General features: G+C 65.4%; 17 protein-coding genes. 5 read left to right on the forward strand and 12 right to left on the reverse strand.

Features of this window, described 5'->3' with window-relative positions:
* Positions 1 to 8: 8 nt before the first annotated feature.
* Genes OHB12_RS14250 through OHB12_RS14260 form a run of 3 tightly spaced genes read right to left on the reverse strand, consistent with a single transcriptional unit; the run spans position 9 to position 3,919 of the window.
* Entirely contained in the window at positions 9 to 830 is an 822-nt protein-coding gene (locus OHB12_RS14250; protein WP_327119735.1) for a YceI family protein, read from the reverse strand.
* Positions 827 to 3,412, reverse strand: coding sequence for an MFS transporter (locus OHB12_RS14255; RefSeq protein WP_327119737.1), 2,586 nt, complete (start codon positions 3,410 to 3,412; stop codon positions 827 to 829). Before OHB12_RS14255 ends, OHB12_RS14250 begins: the two co-directional genes overlap by 4 nt.
* Positions 3,413 to 3,421: 9 nt before the next feature.
* Positions 3,422 to 3,919 (reverse strand): MarR family winged helix-turn-helix transcriptional regulator, encoded by a 498-nt coding sequence (locus OHB12_RS14260; protein ID WP_327119738.1) that lies wholly within the window; start codon positions 3,917 to 3,919, stop codon positions 3,422 to 3,424.
* 124 nt (positions 3,920 to 4,043) lie between these two features.
* Between OHB12_RS14260 and OHB12_RS14265 the strand changes: the two genes are divergently transcribed.
* Complete coding sequence (locus tag OHB12_RS14265; protein WP_327119739.1) at positions 4,044 to 4,238, forward strand: hypothetical protein; 195 nt, start codon at positions 4,044 to 4,046, stop codon at positions 4,236 to 4,238.
* A gap of 16 nt (positions 4,239 to 4,254) precedes the next feature.
* On the opposite strand, the gene OHB12_RS14270 is transcribed toward OHB12_RS14265, so the two are convergent.
* Complete coding sequence (locus OHB12_RS14270; protein ID WP_327119741.1) at positions 4,255 to 5,130, reverse strand: LLM class F420-dependent oxidoreductase; 876 nt, start codon at positions 5,128 to 5,130, stop codon at positions 4,255 to 4,257.
* Positions 5,131 to 5,435: 305 nt separating this feature from the next.
* Between OHB12_RS14270 and OHB12_RS14275 the strand changes: the two genes are divergently transcribed.
* Positions 5,436 to 5,597 (forward strand): hypothetical protein, encoded by a 162-nt coding sequence (locus tag OHB12_RS14275; protein WP_327119743.1) that lies wholly within the window; start codon positions 5,436 to 5,438, stop codon positions 5,595 to 5,597.
* A 206-nt stretch (positions 5,598 to 5,803) separates the two neighbouring features.
* Here the strand turns inward: OHB12_RS14275 and OHB12_RS14280 are convergent, their stop codons facing one another.
* The 3 genes from OHB12_RS14280 to OHB12_RS14290 form a co-directional block, all read right to left on the reverse strand.
* Positions 5,804 to 6,163 (reverse strand): DUF4254 domain-containing protein, encoded by a 360-nt coding sequence (locus OHB12_RS14280; RefSeq protein ID WP_442800096.1) that lies wholly within the window; start codon positions 6,161 to 6,163, stop codon positions 5,804 to 5,806.
* 385 nt (positions 6,164 to 6,548) lie between these two features.
* Positions 6,549 to 7,352: an SDR family oxidoreductase gene (locus OHB12_RS14285; RefSeq protein WP_327119746.1), complete on the reverse strand. Its 804-nt coding sequence runs from the start codon at positions 7,350 to 7,352 to the stop codon at positions 6,549 to 6,551.
* Entirely contained in the window at positions 7,349 to 7,972 is a 624-nt protein-coding gene (locus OHB12_RS14290) for a TetR/AcrR family transcriptional regulator (RefSeq protein ID WP_327119747.1), read from the reverse strand. The genes OHB12_RS14285 and OHB12_RS14290 overlap by 4 nt, the downstream gene beginning before the upstream one ends.
* A gap of 251 nt (positions 7,973 to 8,223) precedes the next feature.
* Between OHB12_RS14290 and OHB12_RS14295 the strand changes: the two genes are divergently transcribed.
* Positions 8,224 to 11,634: a protein kinase domain-containing protein gene (locus OHB12_RS14295; protein WP_327119749.1), complete on the forward strand. Its 3,411-nt coding sequence runs from the start codon at positions 8,224 to 8,226 to the stop codon at positions 11,632 to 11,634.
* 76 nt (positions 11,635 to 11,710) lie between these two features.
* On the opposite strand, the gene OHB12_RS14300 is transcribed toward OHB12_RS14295, so the two are convergent.
* The 3 genes from OHB12_RS14300 to OHB12_RS14310 form a co-directional block, all read right to left on the reverse strand.
* A complete protein-coding gene (locus OHB12_RS14300) occupies positions 11,711 to 13,021 on the reverse strand; it encodes a sensor domain-containing diguanylate cyclase (RefSeq protein WP_327119751.1) in 1,311 nt (436 codons plus the stop codon).
* Between the two features lie 114 nt (positions 13,022 to 13,135).
* Positions 13,136 to 14,248, reverse strand: coding sequence for a terpene synthase family protein (locus OHB12_RS14305; RefSeq protein ID WP_327119753.1), 1,113 nt, complete (start codon positions 14,246 to 14,248; stop codon positions 13,136 to 13,138).
* Positions 14,249 to 14,683: 435 nt separating this feature from the next.
* The gene (locus OHB12_RS14310; protein WP_327119755.1) at positions 14,684 to 15,388 is read right to left on the reverse strand and encodes a PAS and ANTAR domain-containing protein; all 705 of its coding nucleotides are present in this window, start codon (positions 15,386 to 15,388) and stop codon (positions 14,684 to 14,686) included.
* Positions 15,389 to 15,974: 586 nt separating this feature from the next.
* Here OHB12_RS14310 and OHB12_RS14315 point away from each other — a divergent pair.
* Positions 15,975 to 19,427, forward strand: coding sequence for a protein kinase domain-containing protein (locus OHB12_RS14315; protein WP_327119757.1), 3,453 nt, complete (start codon positions 15,975 to 15,977; stop codon positions 19,425 to 19,427).
* Between the two features lie 403 nt (positions 19,428 to 19,830).
* Positions 19,831 to 20,691 carry a helix-turn-helix domain-containing protein gene (locus tag OHB12_RS14320; RefSeq protein ID WP_327119759.1) on the forward strand — a complete coding sequence of 287 codons (861 nt, stop codon included), beginning with the start codon at positions 19,831 to 19,833 and terminating at the stop codon, positions 20,689 to 20,691.
* On the opposite strand, the gene OHB12_RS14325 is transcribed toward OHB12_RS14320, so the two are convergent.
* Entirely contained in the window at positions 20,688 to 21,518 is an 831-nt protein-coding gene (locus tag OHB12_RS14325) for an ABC transporter permease (RefSeq protein ID WP_327119761.1), read from the reverse strand. The two genes, OHB12_RS14320 and OHB12_RS14325, sit on opposite strands and share 4 nt — an antisense overlap.
* On the reverse strand, positions 21,515 to 22,339 hold the full coding sequence (locus OHB12_RS14330; RefSeq protein WP_442800097.1) for an antibiotic transporter: 825 nt from the start codon (positions 22,337 to 22,339) through the stop codon (positions 21,515 to 21,517). Before OHB12_RS14330 ends, OHB12_RS14325 begins: the two co-directional genes overlap by 4 nt.
* Positions 22,340 to 22,472: the final 133 nt, after the last annotated feature.

The raw sequence follows: 22,472 nt of genomic DNA on the forward strand, positions 1-22,472 counted from the left end.
CGTCCGCCTTACATTGCTGGGAGTTGTTCGCCTTGCACTACTTCGATGTCCAGGTCGATCTTGACCGTGGTCCCGATCGCGGCCACGCCCGCGCGAACCACCGCGTTGTAATCGATCGCGAAATCATTACGGTGCAACAATGTTTCAGCGTGGAACGCGGCACGCACCCCACCCCATGGGTCCGAGCCGAAGCCGCCGTAGGTCACCTCGAGATCGACCGAGCGGCGTTGTCCGTGCAGGGTCAGCTCACCGGGCATCAGCCAGGTATCGCCCCCGGTACGACGCAGCCCGCTGCTGGTGAAGGTGATCATCGGATAGGCGTCGACATCGAGGAACTCCGGTGAACGCAGGTGATTGTCGCGCATCGAGATACCGGTATCGATACTCGCCGCCTTGATCTCGGCGAACCCCGAGGTCCGCTCGAACGACGCACCGACATCGATCCGCCCGCTCACCTCGGCGAAACGGGCCTTGATACTCGCGATACCCAGATGACGTGCGGTCGCGATCACCGTTGAGTGCACCGGGTCGATCGTCCACGGCCCCGGCGGCGGCAACGTGACCGCGCCCGCCACCGGCGCGAGAGCGATCTCGCCGAGCGAACCCGTTCCCGCCGAGGAGACCTGGGCGGTCCGTGCCACCGGCTGGTACCCGGCCGCGGTGAGCACCGCGGTGCAGATGCCAGGGGGCAGCGGCTCGGTGGCCACTGCCCCGGTCGCGTCGGTGACCGCGCGGGCGATCTGGCGCCCACTCATATCGGTCACGGTCAGCACCACCTCCGGCACCGGCCACCCATCGGCGTTGCGGACACGGGCGCTCAACCCGGTCATGAACGGTCCTCTGGCCCGTAACCGAGCCGCACGTCGTGACCGACTTCCCCGCCGGACACGGTGACCTGACTGGTCACCGGCGGATAACCCCGCGCGACGATCGTGTACTGCCCCTCGGACAGATCGGTCACCACGTAGCGGCCGTTCTCGTCGGTACGTGCCGTGGCGGTCAGCTCACCCGCCGCGTCGAGCACCGTGATCTGGATATCCGCCACCGCGCGACCGCCCTCGGCCCACGCCGATCCAGCGAGGACACCCATCGCGGCCAACTCGATATCGTGGCGCAACAAACCGGTGTCCGGCACCGTCAGAGTGGTCGCGCTGGGACGCATATGCGCGGCGACAGCCACCAACGTGTAAGTGCCCGAGACCACATCGTGGCACACGTAGGCGCCGTCACTGCCCGTGACAGCCGCCCCGACGACCTCACCCCGCATATCGGTCAACGTGATAGTCGCGCCGGGCAGCGGCTCGCCATGACCAGCCGTGCGGACCACACCCGACAACTCACCAGACCCCACCAAAGCCAGGTCCAGCTGCTGCGGCCGCTGACCGACCGCGACGTTGACCGCCGTCGGCTGGTGCCCGGTCGCCGACACGATCAACACATAACTGCCCACCTCCGGTGCACTGATCGCATACCCGCCATCGACAGCGCCGGTCGCCCGCGCGACCTGACGGCCACGCTGATCGATCAACGTCAACGCGGCGCCCGGGACCGGACGACCGTCTTCACGATGAATACGACCACCCAACACCCCACCATCGAAATCGACCCCGGACAACTCCGCGGCCGACAACACGGCCTCCGACGAGACACCGACCCGATAAGCACCATGACCGTTCTGGTCAACTGACGCGTGCCGCCCGACCGCACCGGCGAGCACCGGCTCGGGTTCGGACAGCGCCTGCGCGGCGCCTTCCCAGAGCTGGTCCTCATCCCAGCTCGACTCCGCGACTGCGGCGGCCTCCTGCTCGCCGGTCCGCGCAGGCGCCGCCGCGGTCGGATCATCTTGCAGCGGAATCTCTTTCATGAACATCAGCACCACGCAGGCCAGCAGCGCGACCCCGGCGGCGGCGTAGAACACGCCGTGCATGGAGTCGGTGAAGCCGGTGAGGATAGGCACCTTCAGTTCGTCGGGCAGGGCGGCGATGCCGCTTGTGTTGCTCTGCATGCTGCTGAGCTGCTCGGAGTCGAACCCTTGCGGCAGCGCGCCACCGAAGGCGTCGGTGATCCGGTGCGGCAACAGGTTGAACAGGATGGTCAGGAACACCGCCACGCCGAGCGTGCCGCCCATCTGCCGGAAGAACGTGGCCGCCGCGGTCGAAACGCCCATGTCCGAGCGTGGTCCGGCGTTCTGCGCGGCGATGATCAACGTCTGCATGCAGCAGCCGAGCCCGAGGCCGATCAGCCCGCAGTAGACCAGGGGCTGCCACAGTGCACTGTCGTAGTGCACCTGCGCGTACAGCGTCGCGCCGATCGCGATGATGAAGGTGCCTGCCACCGGCAGAATCTTGTAGCGACCCGTCTTCTTGGTGATCCGACCGGCCGACTGCGAGCCGATCATGATGCCGAACACCAACGGCAGCAGCAGCAGACCAGCCTTCGTCGGTGAGTAGCCGCGCACTACCTGGAAGTACTGCGGGACCATGGTCATCGCGCCGAACATCGCCACACCGACGATGAACCCGCCCGCGATGGTGACGCTGAAGGTCGAATTCTTGAACAGCCGCAATGGAATCAGCGCGGCATCCTTCATCAGGAACTCGACGAAGACGAACAGCAGGAAGCCGACCGCCCCGATGCCGTAGCAGATCAGCGACCGCTCGTCGGTCCATCCCCAGTTGCGGCCCTGCTCGGCGACGATCAGCAGCGGCACGACGAAGATCGCCAAGGTCAGTGCACCGAACCAGTCGATGCGGTGGTTCTGGCGCTGGTGGGGCACGTTGAGCACCTTGGCGACCACCAGCAGGGCGATCACGCCGACCGGCACGTTCACCAGGAACACCCAGCGCCAGCCCTCGATGCCGCCGAGCTGGTCGTAGTCGGAGAAGAAGCCGCCGAGCACCGGGCCGAGCACGGTCGCGGTACCGAAGACCATCATGAAGTAGCCCTGGTAGCGCACCCGCTCACGGGCGGGCACGATGTCGCCGATGATGGTGAACGCCAGCGACATCAACCCACCGGCGCCGAGGCCCTGGAAGGCACGAAAGCCGGCGAGCTGGTACATCGAGGTGGCGAAGGTGCACGCCACTGAACCGATGACGAACAGGCCGATCGCGGTGAGATAGAACGGCTTTCGGCCGTAGATGTCGGCCAGCTTGCCATACAACGGTGTGGTGATCGTCGCGGTGATCAAATACGCGGTTGTCGCCCACGCCTGTTCATCGAAACCGTGCAGGCTGTTGGCGATCTTTACGATCGCGACGCTCACGATGTTCTGATCGAGCGCGGCCAGGAACATGCCGAGCAGCAGGCCCGACAGGATGGTCAGGATCTGCCGGTGCGACAGTGCTTCGCCCTCGCCCGCGTCCAGGTCCGGCGGCGGCGCCGCCGGTGCCTGGATGGTGGAATTCGTCATGAATGAGCCCTACTTCTGATCGGCTGTCTGTCGTGGAGTTGTCTCGATACCTGTGTTGAGCCGGTCGAGCAGATCGGTCAGGGTGTCCAGGTCCCCCGCAGCCCAGTCGGCGAGGATCTCGGCCAGCCACCGGTTACGCAGAATGCGGTTCTCCTCGAACACGCGCTCCCCCTCGGCGGTGGCCGCCAGTACGCACACACGGCCGTCGATCGGATCGGCCCGGCGCTCGACCAGGCCGTGTGCCACAAGCGATCTGCTCTGTCTGCTGATGGTGGAGGTCTCAGCATGCAACAGCTCGGCGAGCTTACCGGTGCGCTGTGGACCGTCACGAACGAGGCAGAACAGCACGGAGTACGCCAGCCGCTCCAGCCCGTCCGGACCATGCTTGCCCAACTGCGACTTCGCACGGTTGATCGCTCGCATGAGCCGGACCAGCTGCACGCCGACCTGATCGGCGACATCCAGGTCAGCCGCAGTGACAGCGCGGTCACGGGCAGCAGCGGTCATGGTCTTCACCTAAATTTTTCCCCAACAGCAGGCTTAGTTAGCACCTACAACTAGTTGCTTTTGCCAACTATACATAATGACTGTTCGGCGGGGGCAAGGTGGTCCGCACCCACAACGAGCCGGCGTGCGACACGAACGTCCCTCGTTCGTTACCGCCGAGCTGGTGCGTCCCGAGGAGACAGCAGCCGCTCGAATGCGCACCGACTCCCGCTGGGAATACCGCAATCAGCTCGACGGCGATCAATCGAACACGGCCGGCGCTACCCCACCCGCGCCGGTCGAATGTCCCTACCTACGTGCCGCTGATCGAGAGTCCTGACGTTGTGCGGTGTACTTCATCCGAGTTCGGCGAGCTGCGCTACCGTCGGCGCCATGGCGTCGATCCAGGCGGCGGGAGATCCGGTGGTCGGGGTAACGATGACGGCGTGCACGCCGAGCTTGGCGTAGTCGGCCATCTGCCGGACGAACTCGTCACGATTATCCGGATTCGGCCGCGGATTGTTGGCCACGATGGTCTTGCGGATCTCGTCGTAGTCCCGCCCGGCCTCGTCGCAATGCCGCCGCAACACCTCCAGCTTGTGCTCGACGTCCTCGGGCGAGGAGCCGAAGAGGTTGCATGCGTCGCCGTATTGCGCGACCAGCCGTAGCGTCTTACGCTCCCCGCCACCGCCGATGAGCACCTTGGGCCGTTGGATCGGCTGTGGCGAGCAGAGCGTCTCGGCCAGTTGGTAGTGCTCGCCGTCGAATGGTCCGTTGTTCCCCGGATCCCACATCTGCTGGCAGATGCGCAGCGTCTCCTCCAACCGCTCGAACCGTTCGGCGATGGGCGGGAACGGCACGCCGAGCCCACGGTGCTCTCGCTCGAACCACGCGGCGCCGATACCCAGCACGGCCCGTCCACCGGACAGCACATCGAGCGTGGTGACGATTTTGGCAAGCAGGCCCGGGTGCCGATAGGTCACGCCGGTGACGAGAAGGCCGAGTTCGATGCTGGAGGTGTGCGCGGCCAGGTAGCCGAGTGTTGTGTAGCCCTCCAGCATGTTCGACTCCGCAGGCAGCCCGGTCGGCTCGATCTGAAAGTAATGGTCCATGAAGGACAACCAGGTAGCTCCGGACTCCTCCGCCGCGGCGCCCACCCTGGCCAGCTCACCGGCGATCGCGGTGGCACCGCCGTCGATGTCGAATATCGGTAGGTGAAAACCGAGCTCCATCGAATGCTCCCTCGTGTATCGACAACCCTGAACCACCACGCTACGACCTGGAGTGCACTCCAGGTCAAGTGGAGCTGATGCCGATTTGTCGTGCGCTACCGCTTCGGCTCCCGCCTCCGAGCGGCCTGGGCAATCTTCTTCGACGTCGAAGTGGACAATGCCCTGCTCAGCGCCACCGCCCAAGCCCTGCCCTGGATGCCGGTGGCACATCGCACCTCGACCGCGTCGCGAGAACCCTGTCCGAGCACGACGAACTGGCATTCGTCGCAGTCACCACCGGCCCAACAAACCTTGCCACGCAAGCGATGCGCCCCGATCCCGAGGCGCTGCACCACTACCTCACGCAACGTGCGGTGGTCGCCGCTGACCTGTTCGTCATCGGCCTGCTGCTCGGGTATTCCTTCGCCGGCCGGATCCGCCGCTATCTGAGCCGCCGACAGGCACGCCACATCCCCGATGCACAGTGATTGCGGAAGAACGAGGTCAGTGCAGGCGTGCCGCGCCGGTCAACCACGCGGCACGCCGGGCGAGGCGCACCGTTGCGCCCGCCGTCACTGCGACCAGGACGTGAAGTCACTGTCCGGATAGCTCGGCAGCGGGGCCTTCACCGTTCGGACAAGCGACGCTGCCGGGCAGTGTCACTACTGGGGTCGACACCGCCCTCGCGACGAGTTCATTGTTCGGGCAAACGGCGGCGGCCACCGGCCACGTCGGCTACCAGATCAGTGTACCCATCGACGAGTTCGGCCAGCTGGTACCAATGTTTATGGGTATTGCCGCTGCGCGCGCCCTCGGCGTCGATGACCTGATTCGCGTCCACCCAGGTACGCGCCATCCGGTCCACCACCGCACCGAGGCTTTCGGTGTGCAGGGAGGCCCCGTTGCGGTGCTGTGGCACCTCCTGGGCAATCCATTCATTGATGTCGTCGACAAGCTCGCTACGCCGACAGTCGATTTCGACTATCAAGGCAGCGTCCCCGACCTGCGCGCGACGCTCGTGCAGCTCGGCTAGCGCGTGCGCGGAACGAAGCAGCTCGCGGTCTTCGAAACGCCGCCCCTGGAAAGCGGATAGCAATTGCGGCGCGGTGGGCAATGCGCCGACTGTCGGCGCGCTCACCGCGAAACTCCGAGTTCACCCGACACCAACACTCTTTGTACCAACATAATTGGCTCTCGATTCGGTTATCCCGGTTATCGGATCGGTTGTCACAACTAGGCTAGCTGGATCATGCACGTGCCGATGCAAGAACGCAAGATTGCGTCCGCATTGAGGCGGTCAAGGCATCCTGACAGCGCGCGATGCCCACAACGTCTCCGCGGCAACAACTTCGGAGCCAATCCCGGGGCGGGGCACCGATGCCGCGCTGCCTCAGTGGTGTCGTCCCGATATCGAAGCCGCTACCGCACCGGGACATCCGTCAGCGGTAGTCAGCCAAGTGGTCGACCGCCCAGGCGGCGAAGGTGCGGGCAGGGACGCCGGTCACCGATTCCGAGGTGGGGCCGACCGGACTCGGATCCGTTCCGGCCTCGGCCCACAGGTCGAGCACCGGGGGGTAGAAGAACTCGGCCGCCTCCTCGTGGCTCAGCTCGACCAGCTCGACGGGTTCCGCGAGAGCGGCGGCAATGGCGTCGACCTGCTGCCGATGCGACAGGGATTCGGGCCCGGTGAGGGGGTAGATCTTGCCGATGTGGGCCGGATCGTCGAGTGCGGCGATAGCCGATGCGGCCATGTCGGCCTCGTGGATCGGGGTCAGCTGCAGCTCCGGGAAGGGCAGGCGCACAACGCGTTCGGCTTTGATGGTGGCAAACCAGGTGCGGGCGTTGGCGGCGAAGGCGCCCGGTCGCAGGATGGTCAGCGGCAGACCGGACTCCCGCAGGGGGCGTTCCACCGCAAGATGCCGCGCGCCGATGAAGTTCTGATCGCTTGCCGCCGCGATCGACGACAGCAGCACGATGTTCGCGACACCGGCGGATTTCGCGGCATCGATGAAGCGGTCCACGCCCTCCTGCGCGGCGTAGTAGAAGATCCTGTCCACACCGTCGAGGGCGGTGGCGATCGACTTCGGATCGGCCAGGTCGAGGCCGACCAGTTCTACGCCGTCCGGCACGGTGGCCTCAGCGGGTTGGGAACTGGCCGCCCGCACCGATTTTCCGGCCGAGCGCAGCTGATCGATGACGGTGCGGCCGACAATGCCACGGGCACCGGTGACCAGGTAGGTCATGGAGTTTCTCCTTCGAAAGAGGAATCGGTGAGATGGGAAAGAATGCGACGCAACTGTTCGCCGTAGTGTTGCTCGAATTCCGCTGACTGCACGTCCATGGCGAATAACTCACGAACCTGCGCGGACAGCAGCAGTGGGGCGACGACCATCCCCATCACCGCGAGCTGAAAGGCCGCGGGATCGAGATCGGCGGCGATCTCACCCCGTTCTCGGCGGCGCCTGGTTATGACGAGATCGGCTTCGACGATCGGCTGCTGGTCGATGGACGGGGCCTCATCGGACAGCCCTTGCCACATGAGCAAGCGAGTGCCGCGCGGATCGCGCAGCGCGTGGCAGAGGTAGTTGGTGACCACCTCGGTGAGCGGCAGCGCCGGATCGGCGAAGGTGGCCTCCCGCTCCAACCAGCGCTGCCGAATCGCTTGGTAGAGGCCTTCTTTGCCGCCGAAATAGTACGTGATCAGCTGCTTGTTCACGCCGGCGCGCTCGGCGATGTCGCCGACCCTCGCGCCCGCGTAACCGCGCGCCGCGAACTCGTCGAAGGCGGCCTCCAGCAGACAGCGTTTGGTGCGTTCGGCATCGCGGACGCGGTTGCCGGGATCCGGGCTGCGGTGAGCGGGCACCAGCACAGGCTAGCGCACAATTTTACAAACGGCTAATTGTTTTAGATGCATGGATGATTACCTGGAAGTCGTTGGCGCGATGGGCGATCGGGCGTCGAATGGCAGGGCCCGAATCCACCGGCCTGCGGGACGGGGATTCATGACGTGCCGCAATTCGGGTGGTATGTACTGATCGGGCCGATTCGGCGGTTCGCCAGGCATAAACTGGAAATCGACCGCAGGGATCGCCGATACCGATATAGAGCAAGGCCATGGTCGGTTCAGACCCGTTCACAACACAGCGCGACCGGCCTCCAGCTATCGAGAAAGAACTGGAGGACGCGGGTCTCGACGACCCGCAAGTGATCGGGCACGGCGGTTTCGGTGTGGTCTACCGCTGCAGGCAACGGGTGCTGAGTCGCAGCGTCGCGGTCAAGGTCCTTACCGCACGGCCGGAGTCCGAGCCGGAGAATGTCGAGCGGTTCCTACGCGAGCAGCAGGCCATGGGTGTGCTGTCCGGGCATCCGAACATCGTGCCCGTTCTGCAGGTGGGCACGACCCGCAGCGGGCAGCCGTACCTGGTGATGCCGTACTACTCGTACGGCTCACTGGAGATCCGTATCCACCAACAGGGTCGTCTGACCTGGAACAACGCGCTCCCGATAGCGATCAAACTGTCCGGGGCCCTCGAGACCGCGCATCGGGCCGGGATCCTGCACCGCGACATCAAGCCGGGCAATGTCCTGTTCACCGACTACGGGGAGCCGCAACTCACCGACTTCGGTATCGCCCGCGTCGAAGGCGGATTCGAGACCATCACCGGCGTGGTGACCGGATCACCCGCGTTCACCGCGCCGGAGGTGCTGCGTACCGGCAACCCGTCGCCTGCCTCCGATGTCTACGGACTCGGCGCGACGCTGTTCGCCATGATCACCGGCCACGCGGCCTACGAGCGCCGCTCCGGTGAGCAGATCGTCGCGCAGTTCCTCCGTATCACCGCCGACCCGCTGCCCGATCTGCGGCCCGAGGGCATTCCCGACGACGTGTGCGCCGCCATCGAAGCCGGCATGGCGCACAGTCCGGCGGACCGTCCCCGGTCGGCGGCGGGGTTCGGCGAGTTGCTGCGCGATGTCCAGCGCACCCACGGCGGGCCGGTCGAGGAGATGGCCTTGCCCGTCCAGACCGACGATCACCAGGCGCGGTCGCCCGAGATCCGTAGTCCGCGGCTGTCGGTTCCGACCAGCCGACCCCCGCCCGCCCCCGAAACCGAGTTCCACCCGGCGACGACCGCTCAGGCGCTGCTCTCGCGGGACAGACTGATCGACGCACTGCGGAGGGACCCGCGACCGCGGTTGGCCCTCATTCATGCTCCGGCCGGGTTCGGCAAGAGCACTCTCGCAGCCCAGTGGGCCGAGTACCTCGCCGAGACCGAGCGAGTCACGGTGGCATGGTTGAACGCCGACGGCGACGACGACAACGTCCTATGGTTTCTCGCACACTTGATCGAGTCGTTCAACCGGGCGTGCCCCACGCTGATGCCCGACCTCGCTCTGGTACTCGAACAGGGGGACGAGGGAATTTCGCGCTACCTGCTCACCACGCTGATCGATACCATTCACGACCGTGGCGAACGGTTCGCCATCGTCATCGACGGCTGGCATCGGGTCACCGCGCCGGCCACTATCGCCGCCCTCCGCTTTCTGGTGGAGCGGGGCTGTCACCACCTGCAGATCATCATCACCAGCCGTTCCTACGAGGGACTGCCGCTCAGCATCATGCGAGTGCACAACGAACTCGTCGAAATCGACGCCACGGCATTGCGTTTCGACGTCGACGAAGCGACGGCGTTCCTCGCCGGGCAGGGCGGTCTCGCGCCGGCCGACAACGAGAGCGCCACACTGCGCGACAGCACCGAAGGATGTATCGCCGCACTGCAACTCGCCTCGCTGTCGCTGCGCGAGCACCCCGACCCCGCAGCGCTGATCAGCCACATGACCGGGCGTCATCACACCATCGTCGAATACCTGGCCGAGAACGTGCTCGACACGGTGCAGCCGGAACTGCTCGACGTCCTGCTCGCCACATCACTTCCCGAACGGATCTGCGGCAGCCTGGCCACCGCACTGACCGGAGACCCGGACGGGCAGTCATTGCTGGAGGACCTCGAACGGCGAAACCTGTTCCTGCGCCCGACCGTCGAGAACGATGAATGGTTTCGCTACCACCACCTGTTCGCGGAGTTCCTCCGGCAGCGACTCGAACGCGACCGTCCCGAGCGAGTGAACCAACTCCATCGGGCGGCCGCCGTCTGGTTTCGCGACCACGGGATGCTCAGTGAAGCCATCGATCACGCGCTGGCCTGCAGGGATGACGAACAGGCTGTCGACATGGTCGAAGCAAAGGCCCGTGACCTCGTACAGGCTGCGCAGTTTGCGACATTTCTCGGCCTGGTCGCCAAACTCCCACCGGAGTCCGCCTGCGCACGTCCGGGGCTCCAAATGGGAGTCGCATGGGCGCACGCACTCCTGCGCAGGCCCACCGAGGCGCATGCGGCGCTGCGGCTCGTACGGGCGTTGGTCGAAGGGGCCGCGGGCAACCCAGATCTCTCCCGCGAGGCAGACCTCATCGACTGTGCGGAGCGAGCGTTCGCCGACCGCCTCGAGGGTGTGGACGCGGTGGTCACCGACTGTCTGGCGCACACCGACACGCTGGGTCCGTGGGCATTGTGCGCGGCCGCGAACCTCGCCGCATTCTCGGCGATCAGCCGATTCGACTACGACCGATCTCGGGAATGGCACGATTGGGCCGCGCCCTACCTGCAGCAGACCCGCAGCTCGTTCAGCCTGATGTACAGCCATAGCCTGGTGGGCATCGCCGCGCGCGAACAACTCGATATCGCCGCCGCCGAACACAGCTTCCGCACGGCGCTACAGGCCGCCACCACCCATTCGGGCCCGGAGTCCTACGCCGCGCGCTTGGCCGCCGCCCTGCTCGGCGAGCTGCTGTACGAACGCGACCAGCTCGCCGAGGCCGAACATTTCCTGGACGAGGCCGGTCGACTGGGCATCGAGGGCAGCCCGATCGAATTCATGATGGCAAGCTACGCGACGGGTGCCCGAATGGAGGCACTGCGCGGAAACCGCGACGCCGCCGCACGACGCCTCGACGAAGGCGCAGAGGCCGCACGGGCCCTGAAGTTGCCGCGTCTGGCCACCCGCATCGCCAACGAACAGGTCCGACTCGGATTGACCAGCACTTTTGTGACCGAACCAGCGGTGGGTGACGGTGGTGTCGCGACACTGGCCGCGGAACTGCGCGAGGATTCCGCGATCCGGATGCTGATGCGATCCGGAATGCCCCGGCGGGTTACTGCCGCCTCCGCGCGCGCCTCGAAGTTGCACGATTCCATCGACGCCACCCGACGCCCACGAGCCGCGTCGCAAGCACAGCTACTGCTCGCCTCCTGCCTGGCGGCGTCCGGAAAGGTCGACCAGGCCAAGGACGCCCTTGTGCCGGTGTTGGCCAAGTACGCCGACATCGGCCTGATTCGGCCGTTGCGCGACGAGGGCCCGTGGATCGCATCGCTGATTCGTGCCTTGCACAATGACCTGCGAGCAGGTCATTGGGAAGACGGGTGGCCGATCGTCCCACAGGCTTTCCTGCGGGGATTGCTGGACGACTGAATGGGGTTGCCCCGGACGAAACGCGCGGGCCGCTCGGCCGCCGGACAGTCGAACCGCCGGAATCGCGCGCCACAACTCACGGCACAGGTTGCGTTCCGCGCGTCTGATCCGTGTCGAGAATGTGCAGCACCCACCGGCCTTTGCCGTCGGCCTTCGCGCGGTACAGCCCGGTGTCGGCGGCGTCGAGCAGTGACTCGGCATCCGCGCCCGCGACCGTCGTCACCACCGCACCGATGCTGATCGACATGTGTAGGCGTCGGTCGCCCACGGCGATCGGATCGACCAACGCCTCCACGAGGCTGTTCGCCACGGTCGCGACCCGGTGGTCGCTCGCAGGCGGTGGAACCAGCGCGACGAACTCGTCACCACCGATCCTGGCGACCAGACACCCGGTTCCGCGCACGCTCTCCTGCAAGCGTGCGGCCACCGCGGTCAGGATCTGGTCTCCCGTTCCGTGGCCGTAGCGATCGTTCACGTGCTTGAAGCGGTCGATATCGATGAAGCACAGGCCCGCGCGGTCCCCATCGTGGGCGTCGACGATCATCGTGTCGATCCGATCGATGAGATGCCGCCGGTTCGGCAGTCCGGTGAGGGGGTCGTGGCGCGCCTGCCAGTGCAGTTCCTCGCGCATCCGGTGCTGCTCGGTGACATCTTCGCCGACCGCGAGCAGATAGTCGCCTTGTCCGTCGGCTCCCTTGACGAAGGTGATGGCGAACGACGCCCACCCGAAACTACCGTCGGCACGACGAATCCGCTGTTCCAGCTTCACCGTGCCTTCCCCGGTCGGGACCAGCTTCTCGTAGACGAGCGAGCGGATGCCGTCCCGGTCTTGGGGGTGAGCGAAGTCGTAGACGGAAATGCCGCGCAGGGTTTCGATCGGCACGCCGATTATGTCGGCCAGGCCTCGGTTGACATCCAGCAGTGTGCCGTCGGTGTCGCCGATGGCGATCGCGATCGCCGCGTTGTCGAAGACGGCGCGGAACCTCTCGTCGGCGGCGCGGTCTGCTTCCCACACGGCAGTCTCGTCGGCGTGCTGTCCTGGACGGCGCCGTTGCAGTTCGGCTTCGTAACCTTGCCCGATCGCGGCGAGCAGCGCCGCGAGCCGTGGGCCGGTCTCCTGGTCGGCACTTCGCTCGGCCAACCGGTACAGCACCTGCGCGGATGTACTCGGCACGTCCGGATCGACCAGCCCGGCTACTACCAGCGCCGAACCGATGCGAACGCCGACGCTCGCGTCGAAGTGTTCGCTCTCCAGACCAGCGACCAGCTCCTCGACCAGGCTCAGGAACAGGACTTGCGGGTCGGGCACGGACACCGATCGCCCGGTGACGGACTGAAGCGAACGCCACCACAAATCGGCCAGTGCGCCGAACTCGATCCCTTCCACCGCAACCCCCTCGCCTTCTGGTCGCTATAGCCCCCGACGCATCGTAACTACCTTTATGCAAGAACGTCGAGAAACTTCCACCCTCGACCATTCCCATGGTTGGGTATAGCAGGATTACGCCAGGCTGTTCTCCGCGAAGACCGACGCGCCCTTGTACCGCAGCGTCTTGATCTGCCACGCCCACGTCGCCCGAACACAGCCGACCAGGTCCTCAACATGCGTCGACAGTGTCGCCGCAAGATCGGAATCGATCGCCCGCATGCGAACGCATTGTTCGGCGGCGGCCGCGACCACGCGTCGAAATTCCACGAGCTTCGCACGCACGATCTCGGCGGCGTGCCGCACGGCATCCTCCAGCATCCACCCTGGATGGTTCAACATCACCACGGGGATCAGGTTGAAATCCGCCAGGTCGACGATGCACTCCTTCTCGAAGGAGAACACGTCGTTCATCAACGCACCGATCTCCACGGCCAGCACCCGCATACGGCGGAGGTCGCCGGCCAGACCGGCGTTCCGAATCCGACCCCACGGCAGGTAGTCGTCTCGACCGAACTCGCACAGGGCGATCGCCGGGTACATGCCCGAGACCTGGGATCGGAGATCGATGTACTCCGCGACGCCGAGCAGTCCCCCTCGGGCACGTGCGTTCTGATCCCGAATCGCGGGCCGCAGGTGCGCGATGGTGACGGCGATGAAACGGTCGAGCCAAGCAGGTTCCGCGAGGTGGGACAGCATCGCGAGAAACGACGCCATCGATATCTCCAACTCGGTCGGATCCACTGGGGCCGACCGAGTTCGCAGTAGCTCACACAGCCGGTCTATGGCCACCCATGCCAGTGCCTGCGCCGCGCCGTCCAAGTGCCCGAACTTCTCCCGGCCGACAGTGTCGTTGAGCCAGAACAGGATTGCGTTGTAGAGACCGATGATCGTCATCCGCTCGGCGCTTATCGCCCCGGGATGCAGGTAGGGCGTCATGCTGTTGTAGTGCTCGCCGCCGGGCTCGAGCCAGATCCCGTGCGCGCGGCAGAACCGTTCGACTTCGGCACATGCCTCAGCACCGAACTGGTTCGGCCGGAAATCGCGGCAGTAGTCGACGATGTCCCAGCCGGGTGTACTGAACAACGCGCGCAGCGACCACTGCTGCCCCGCCCGCAGCAAACTCTCGTGCTGCAAACGCATGTTCGCGATCTCCCGCTCGAGCGCCGATGTGTACTCACTGACCACAACGACTCCCTCCCGCAGTGACCACGTCCCTTGAATTGTCATTCACATGACGCGAGAAGCACAGCCCTATCCGCAAAATCCCAGGACATCAAGATCTATCCGCCTTGGCGCACTGGGTATTTGGCTCCGACGGAGCGGGAGCATCCACACCGGCACCGTCCTCTGATCCCACATCCGAGCGCCGGGTTCCCGGTCGCGGCGAATCATCCGACAGTGCGGATTTCCTTGAGCTTTCTTCCCGCCATGGCGATTCCCGATACCCGGCGTTCGCAAGTCGGCGTCAGCGATAGGAACCGGGACAAGGACCGAAATGCCTCCCACCTGATCCCGCGACACGACTGATCGCCGAAGACCGCCGGCGGTGGCGCAGGCCATCCCGCCCGGAGTTTCGCGGCAGGCGGAATTACCCGGAGGGGTTACCTCAACAGAGGTTGATCACCGAGTCGGCGGGTCGGCCGCCCGAGCTCGATTCGGTGCGGCGCCGTCGGCACGCAAGGTCAGCAGCAGATGATCGAAGCTGGTCCGCAGCGAGGCCGGGCCACCACCCATGGCGAGAATTTCGGAGACCAGCAGCTGTGCCAGCGTCCGCAGCTTGGTGTTGGTTTCCTGCGATCGCCATTGCAGCACCCCGAACGCCTGCTCGGCATTGATGCCGTAGACGAACATCAGCACGCCCTTGGCCTGTTCGATCACCGCCCGCGATTCGATGAGTTCGGGCAATGTGGCGTCGAGGATCTGTTGCCGGTTCTCCTCGAAAGCGTCGGACACGTCGACGAAGTAGCCGACGGTACCGACAACCGCCTGCCGATCATCGAACATGCGGTCGGCGACGACGATGACGTGGCGGACATGGCCGGACGTATCGATGACCCGATGGCGTCCACAGAAGAGCTCGCCGGTTCGCACGCTGACCGCGACGGACTGCGCCACCCACTCGTGGTCGTCGGGGTGTCTATGCGACAGCAGCAGCTCCGTGCTCGGCTGTGTGCCGTCGGCGGCATAGCCGTAGATGGCGGCGACTTCGTCCGACCATTCCCACCTCTGCTCGTCGAACCAGAAGCGGAAAGTACCGACGCTCTGTGGCTTGCCCGCCACGACACAGTCGATCGCGTACGCGTTTCCCAGTGCGAGATGATCCATTCCCGTCACCTATCGGTTTATCCATCGCCAGCAGCACCAAGCAGCGCGGAATGCGGTCGAGAACACATCTTCAGCAAACATTCCGCATACTAGATTACAACCTTACTACCTGCTGTAACGATCAAATAGATCGCCACAACTACTGACAGGCAACTTTGCCGCACTGGCCGCGGCTACGCCAGACGGCCACCCTCCCGACCCGAGGGTGGTTCGTCCCGGCCTCGGGTCGAGGACGCAGCTACTGGTTCGAAGATCCCGGCCATAGTCGTCGGCGATCACCAGGCGAGTTCTTCAGCGGTTCGCAGGCCGACGACCTTTGGCCACCTTTGGCCTGTCAATCGGAAAGCCGTCTCGGTGAGTGAAGTCCGTGCGGGCTGGCTGATCGAGCCGGTCGCCCCGGGGCGATCTTTCGGTGAGCAACCCGCCGTGAGCAGGGACAGGCTTATGATCAAGTGGTCGGGGCCTTAGTCTGACGTCGAGAGGGTGGGCAGATGGGTGGCTGCGGCAGGGCACGACCTACCGGGCCCGGATCGAGATTCCCTGGTGTTGTACTCATCTCGCGGATTTGTTCGGGCGGATAGGGATCGTGGCCGGCCATGATGCCGAGGGCACTCAGCGCGACCTGGGATTCGAGGTCGCCGCTGAGTTGGTTGCGGCCGGATACGACGATGCGCAGGAGATCGGTCGCGGTGGCTTCGGCGTGGTTTATCGGTGTGTCGAGCATTCACTCGACCGCGCTGTCGCGGTGAAGGTCCTCGATACCGAGATAACTGCGGATCAACGGGCTCGCTTCCTGCGGGAGCAAAAAGCATTGGGCCAGTTCTCTGGGCATCCACATGTCGTCCAGGTGCTGCGTGCCGAATTCACCGCGACGGGCAGGCCCTACCTGGTGATGCCGTTTCATGCGCTCGGATCGCTGCAGGCACGCGTCCAAGGCGACGGACCGATGCCGTGGCAGGAAGTGCTGTCGGTCGGTGTCAAAATCAGCGGCGCATTGGCAACCGCACATGAGTGCGGTCTGATACATCGCGATGTCAATCCTGCCAATATCTTGCTCACCGACTACCGCGAGCCTCAGCTGAGTGATTTCGGTATTGCACGCATCGGAGGCGCGTTCGAGACGGCTGCGGGGCTGGTGGCCGGAACTCCGGCGTTCACTGCCCCGGAAATGTTCCGGGGCGAGGAGCCGTCGTCGGCCGGCGACGTCTATGGCCTCGGCGCGACCCTTTTCTGCCTGTTGACCGGCCACGCCGCATTCGAACGCCGACAAGGTGAGTCGGTGGTTGCACAGTTCGTCCGAATCACCTCCGAGCCGGTCCCAGACTTACGTCGCGCCGGCGTGCCCGCGCTACTGTGTGCGGCCATCGAATCGGCGATGGCCAGAGATCCTGGCATGCGGCCGGTGTCGGTTCGCGAATTCGGAGACCGGCTCCGTAACATCCAGTTCTCCTGTGGCTTGCCAGTGGACGCGATGGTGCTTCCGACAGACGCGGACTCCCGTGGAGACCTCGTGGGTGTCGTGTCGGCTTCGGCAGAGCCACCATCCAAGCACACAGCGGCGACGACTTCGTCGACTCGATTCCGGCCGCCCGCGTTGTCGCGCCACCCGGTGCAGCGTCGGCGGCTGCTGGAGATCCTGCGGGACGGCCGGTCCCGGCGGCTGGCGCTGATACATGGGCCTGCGGGTTTCGGTAAAAGCTCGCTGGCTGCACAGTGGGCCGATGCCCTCGGCGCGGATGGTGTGCGCGTCGCCTGGCTCAGCGTGGATGTCGACGACAACAACGTCGTTTGGTTCCTCTCGCACCTCGTGGAATCGATTCGCCGTGCACATCCTGAAGTGGCGAAAGACCTGGGGCAGATCCTCGAGGAACGGTCGACCGGTGCCACACAGCACGTGCTGGACACACTGATCGACGAGATACACAACAGCGGCGAGACAGTGGCAATAGTGATCGATGACTGGCATCGGGTGAGCAGCCCGGCAGCTGTTTCAGCGATGGAATTTCTGCTCGAACGCGGCTGCCATCACCTGCACGTAGTCATCACCAGCCGCAATCGCAAGGGGCTGCCGCTTGGGCGGATCCGGGTGCTGGACGAGCTGGTCGAGATCGATGAGATCAGCCTGCGGTTCGACGACGCGGAGATCGCGGAGTTCCTCTCGGGCATGAGTGGACTATCGCTGGACGCGGACGAGATACAGAACCTCCGCGAATCGACTGAAGGGTGGGCAGCTGCGCTGCAGTTGGTGTCGCTGTCGCTGCGCGGACGCGATAATGCGGGTGCTTACCTCAGTCAGATATCCGGACGGCATTCCGCCGTCGGCGAGTATCTGATGGAAAACGTCATCGATACGCTCGAGCCGAGCATGCTCGACTTCGTGATGCGTACTTCGGTCACCGAGCGGATCTGTGGAGACCTTGCCGAAACGCTGGCGGACGTGAGAGAAGGGCAGGAACTGCTGGAGGAGATCCTGCAGCGCGATCTGTTCCTCCGCGCTGTCGACGACGATCTGGAGTGGTTCCGGTATCACGGACTGTTCGCGGACTTTCTGCGCCGTCGGCTGGTGCACTGTCACCCCGGTCTGCTCGAGCGACTACACCTGGAAGCCTCGGAGTGGTTCGCCGTGCACGATATGTTCGCCGAGGCCGTTGATCATGCGCTTGCTGCCGACGCGCCTGCCCGTGCGATCGCCGTGGTGGAAGAACACGCCGAGGAACTGATAGAACGCTCGCAGAACGCGACCTTCCTCGGGCTGGTGGCCAAGCTACCGGGCTCGTTGACCGTGCTGGAGCCGACGCTGCAGTTGCAGATCGCCTGGGCGAACGTCGCCGTGCAACGCCCAGATGCTGCGATCGAAGCGCTCGATCGCGCGGACATGGCATTGGCGCTCGCGCCGACCGACGATGATGAGACCGAAAAGACCCGCCTGGAGATTGCACTGGCCCGCACCTCCGCAGCTCTGGTCGCGGGCCGGTCGGTTACCGTGCCGGCGCCGGTACTGGAGCGGGTTCGTGAACCGGTTCGGCCTTTCCTCGCGTATGTGACCACGATTGCGTCCATCGTGTCGGCGATGTACCGATTCGATTTCGACGAGGCCCGGCGTTGGCATCGCTGGATCGACCAGTATCGGGACCGAGCCCGCGGTCCCTTCGCCGTCATGTACTGCGACTGCGTGGCCGGAATGGCCGCGTCCGAGCAACTCGATATCGCGACTGCCGAGGTCTGCTATCGAACGGCGCTCAGCCTGGCGCTGCAGTCCGGCAGGCAGTCGCAGGCCACCCGACTTGCCGGTGCGCTGCTCGGCGAATTGCTGTATGAGAAAGGGCAACTCATCGAGGCCGAGGGGCTGCTCGACGCCGGACTGGGTGAGGAAGGTGGCGCGGTCGAATTCTTGCTGGCTACCTATGGCACCGGCGCCCGGCTGGCGGCGGTGCGGGGTGACCTCCGCGCCGCACAGGCACGGCTGGACGAGGGAGAGAAGATCGCGTCGAGTCTGGCCCTGCCGCTGCTGGCTGCCCGGGTGGTCAACGAGCGCATCCGATTGGGCCTGCCGATCGTCGACGTCGATCGTGAAGCGTTGAGACATCTGGCCCCGTACACAGCCCAACCGAATGCGATGGCGGCGATCACCGCTGAGCTCGCCCATGATTCAGCGATCCGACTCCTCCTCGCCGAAGGCACCGGTGCAGCAGCAGAGGCTGCCTGCTGTCGGGCCGAACGGTTGGTGCGCGAGATTGCCGAGCAACACCGGCCGCGGGCATTGTTGAAGGCGGAGTTGCTCCGCGGGTGCTGCCTGTCGGCGACAGGTCAAACGGTACTGGCGGCCGAGTTGTTGGCTCCGGTACTGAGCCGGTGTGCCGATCTAGGACTGGTGCGGCTCGTGGTCGATAGCGGGCATCAGTTGCAGCCGGTGATCGAGACACTATGTGGCGCAAAGCTTTCCGTGTCGGCGCCGCCGTTCCTGCGACAGGTGCAGGCGGAATTCGAACAGGTCCTGCCGATCCGCGGTCGGAATGACGGGGGTGACACTACCCCGTAGCAGCTCATGCGCATCCGGAGCGAATTTATTTTCGGGTGCTGCGCGGACTGTCAGGCTGTCGTTGATGCCTTCGACGGCGGTGCGCAGCACACTCCAGCGCAATTCACAACGCCGGAGCCCTGCGACCCCACCTTGGAAGATTCGAGTCGAACATGCAGGGCGATAGGCGATCCGCGGCGGGCTGACGAGCCCGCGGCGGGTCGATTCGAAGACGCCTGTCGAAACCGTTCGGCCGGGACCATCATCTTCGCCCGAAATACTGACCATAACGCGGATCACTGGAGGTAGTCTCTGATGCGGAGACCACACCTCCGTCGCAGATTTCCTGCACGTTCGTGCGGCCGCCCACAGACGAACGCCACAGCGCGTTCCATCCAGTGCGCAGAACGAAAGGGTTGTTCTGATGGCAGGCAAGCGCACCGTCCTGACCGTCCGGTTACGACGTCTCGCGGCGATGCTGCAGGAGATGCGCGAACAGGCACTGCTCAGCAAGGAAGAGGTCAGTTCCCAGACCGGGATCAACGTCACCACGCTGTATCGGATCGAAACCGCGCAGGCCCGTCCGCAGCGCCGCACCCTCATGGCGATGCTCGATCTGTACCGCATCGGCGGCCAGCAGCGCGAGGATGCGCTCGAGCTACTGTCGGACGCATTGAAGCCCGGCATGTCGCGCGCCTACGAGGGCAGCGTGTCGGAGGTGTACGCGGCGTACATCAACTTCGAGTCCGAGGCGCTCTCGGCCCGGCACTACCAGACCTCCATCGTCCCAGGGCTTTTGCAGACCTACCAGTACGCGACGGCGGTGATCGACACCTCGATGCCGAAGCTGGAGGCATCGGTCATGGAGAGCAGGGCGAAGGCCAGGATGGACCGCGCCGCCACCCTCTCCAGAGAGAACCCGCTCGAGCTTTGGGTGGTGATGGACGAGGCTGCGATCCGCCGTACGATCGGCGGGCCCGCGGTGATGCGCGGCCAGCTCGACCGGCTGCTGCTGGAGATCAAGCGCAAGAACGTGATCCTGCAGATCCTGCCGTTCGACGCGGGCGCCCATCCCGGCATGACAGGCTCATTCACCATGCTGGACTTCCATGATCCGGCCGACCCAGAGCTGGTCTATGTGGAGGGCATCGCGCGCGACGAGCTGATCGAGGGCCACAACGAGATCCGCCGCTTCGGTGTGATTTTCGACCAGTTGCGCGCCATGGCGCTGAGCCCACGCGACTCGGCGGCCATGATCATCGACGCCGCGACCCGGATGGGTTAGCCCCGGCTGGCTCTTCGGTATCCGATCGCAGCGGGCACCGCGAACAACACCATGGCGCCGACCGACCACGCGATCGTCGCCAGTAGCGGCGTGCGCACCGCACCCCCGAAGGACAGTCCGCGCATCGCGTCGATCGCGTAGGTCATCGGCTGGTGCCGCACGAGCGGCTGGGCCCAGCGCGGATACGCTGCCAGCGGAACGAACCCGGTGCTGAAGAACATCATGATCGACGAGCCCAGTGAGACCGCCTCGACCAGAGCCGCTTTGGCGGTGTAGACCGCGACCGCGGTAACCAGGGTCGCAAAACCCAGACCGTACAGCAGCGGCACGCCGAATAGTGCGATCCCCGCGAACAGCCCCTGTTCGAACCGGAAGCCAAGCGCCACCCCGACACCGAAGAGCACGAGCGTGCACATCAGGATTCGGGCGCCTTCGGCGGCGATCCGCGCCGCGAGCCCGGACGCGCGATGCACCGGCAGCACCCAGAAGCGTGCCAGCAAACCCTGATCGCGCTCCCGGCCGAGCGTGACCGCGCCCGCCACCGAACCCGACATCACGCCGACCAACGCGACCATCGGCACGGACCCGTACAATGCGCTCGCCCCGGAGAAGGACGAAATCTGTTTTCCCAGAACCGCGTTGAGCACGATCAACAGCAGCGCGGGAAAGATCAGCGATTGCACCATCGTCAGCGGGTCGCGCCACCAGCGCAGCAGCAGCCGCTGGATCTGGATGAGTGTCTGCGGCACCAGCAGCCGCAGGGTCTCGGTGTGGCCGGACACCGTCGGCAGGTCGGCCACTGTCTGCCGGGTCGTCGCCGTCGTCATCCCGACCTCCGCATCGACACCGCCACCGCCGCGCCGCCGAAAACCGTCAGCAGGCCGAGTGCCCAGGCCAGCGCGGGACCGAGGACCGGCCACCCGACCGCACCCGCGTTGCCCGTCGGGTCACCCGCCAGCGCCCGCAGCGCGTACACGAACTGCGAGATCGGCTGGTTGCGCGCGAAACCCTGAAGCCAGGAGGGGAATTGGCGCGCGGGCGCGAAACCGGTGGACACCATGCCGAGAATCAGCTGCGGGAAGATCAGGGACTGGGTGGTGGCCTCCGGACTCTTGGACAGACTGCCGAGCAGGTCGGCGCCCAAGCACAACGCCAGCGCGAGCAGCAGTGCGAACGCAAGGAATCCCCCGGTCTCCACCGCGCTTCCGTAGAAGCGAAACCCGATCACCCTGCCGGACACCACGGCCGAGCCCAGCGCGGCCGCGCCCCGGTACAGCGCCGCGGTGATTCGAGCGGCCAATGGGACGGTCGACGCCATCGGCATCGAGCCGAACCGCAGGTTCAGCCCGTCCTTGGCATCGGTGGCCGCGCGGAACGCGGCGGAGATCCCGCAGAAGGCCACCGCCTGCATGACGATCATCGGCATCAGGAACTGGGCATAGCTGCTCAGCCCGTGCCCGTACACGCTCATCACCAGGTTCAGCGGCACGTAGAAGCCGAGGGTGAACAAGGCGGGCGAGAGCACGGCGGTGAGCAGTTCACCGTTGTGTAGCGAAGGCCGGACCAGGCGGCGGGTCAGCACCCACCACTGGGCGACCGCCGCGGTGCGCGGTCGCGCCGCACCGGGTAGCAGGCTCGTCTGCACGATGTCATCCTCCGGCCATCCGCGCCTGATTACCAGGACCGGGAGCCCGTTCGCGGGTCGCTTGCGGGCGCTGTCGTTAAGACACGATCGAGCGGCGGGTTCGGTTCGTCTGACGCGACTATTCCACGACGAGATG

Source organism: Nocardia sp. NBC_01730 (genome assembly GCF_035920445.1).
Taxonomy (GTDB): Bacteria; Actinomycetota; Actinomycetes; order Mycobacteriales; family Mycobacteriaceae; genus Nocardia.

Bases quoted from the DNA above. Each gene is read 5' to 3' on its own strand.
- OHB12_RS14295 (WP_327119749.1), top strand. From the start codon at position 8,224: ATGGTCGGTTCAGACCCGTTCACAACACAGCGCGACCGGCCTCCAGCT.
- OHB12_RS14275 (WP_327119743.1), top strand. From the start codon at position 5,436: ATGCGCCCCGATCCCGAGGCGCTGCACCACTACCTCACGCAACGTGCG.
- OHB12_RS14285 (WP_327119746.1), bottom strand. From the start codon at position 7,352: ATGACCTACCTGGTCACCGGTGCCCGTGGCATTGTCGGCCGCACCGTC.
- OHB12_RS14325 (WP_327119761.1), bottom strand. From the start codon at position 21,518: ATGACGACGGCGACGACCCGGCAGACAGTGGCCGACCTGCCGACGGTG.
- OHB12_RS14255 (WP_327119737.1), bottom strand. From the start codon at position 3,412: ATGACGAATTCCACCATCCAGGCACCGGCGGCGCCGCCGCCGGACCTG.
- OHB12_RS14260 (WP_327119738.1), bottom strand. From the start codon at position 3,919: ATGACCGCTGCTGCCCGTGACCGCGCTGTCACTGCGGCTGACCTGGAT.
- OHB12_RS14270 (WP_327119741.1), bottom strand. From the start codon at position 5,130: ATGGAGCTCGGTTTTCACCTACCGATATTCGACATCGACGGCGGTGCC.
- OHB12_RS14250 (WP_327119735.1), bottom strand. From the start codon at position 830: ATGACCGGGTTGAGCGCCCGTGTCCGCAACGCCGATGGGTGGCCGGTG.
- OHB12_RS14310 (WP_327119755.1), bottom strand. From the start codon at position 15,388: ATGGATCATCTCGCACTGGGAAACGCGTACGCGATCGACTGTGTCGTG.
- OHB12_RS14320 (WP_327119759.1), top strand. From the start codon at position 19,831: ATGGCAGGCAAGCGCACCGTCCTGACCGTCCGGTTACGACGTCTCGCG.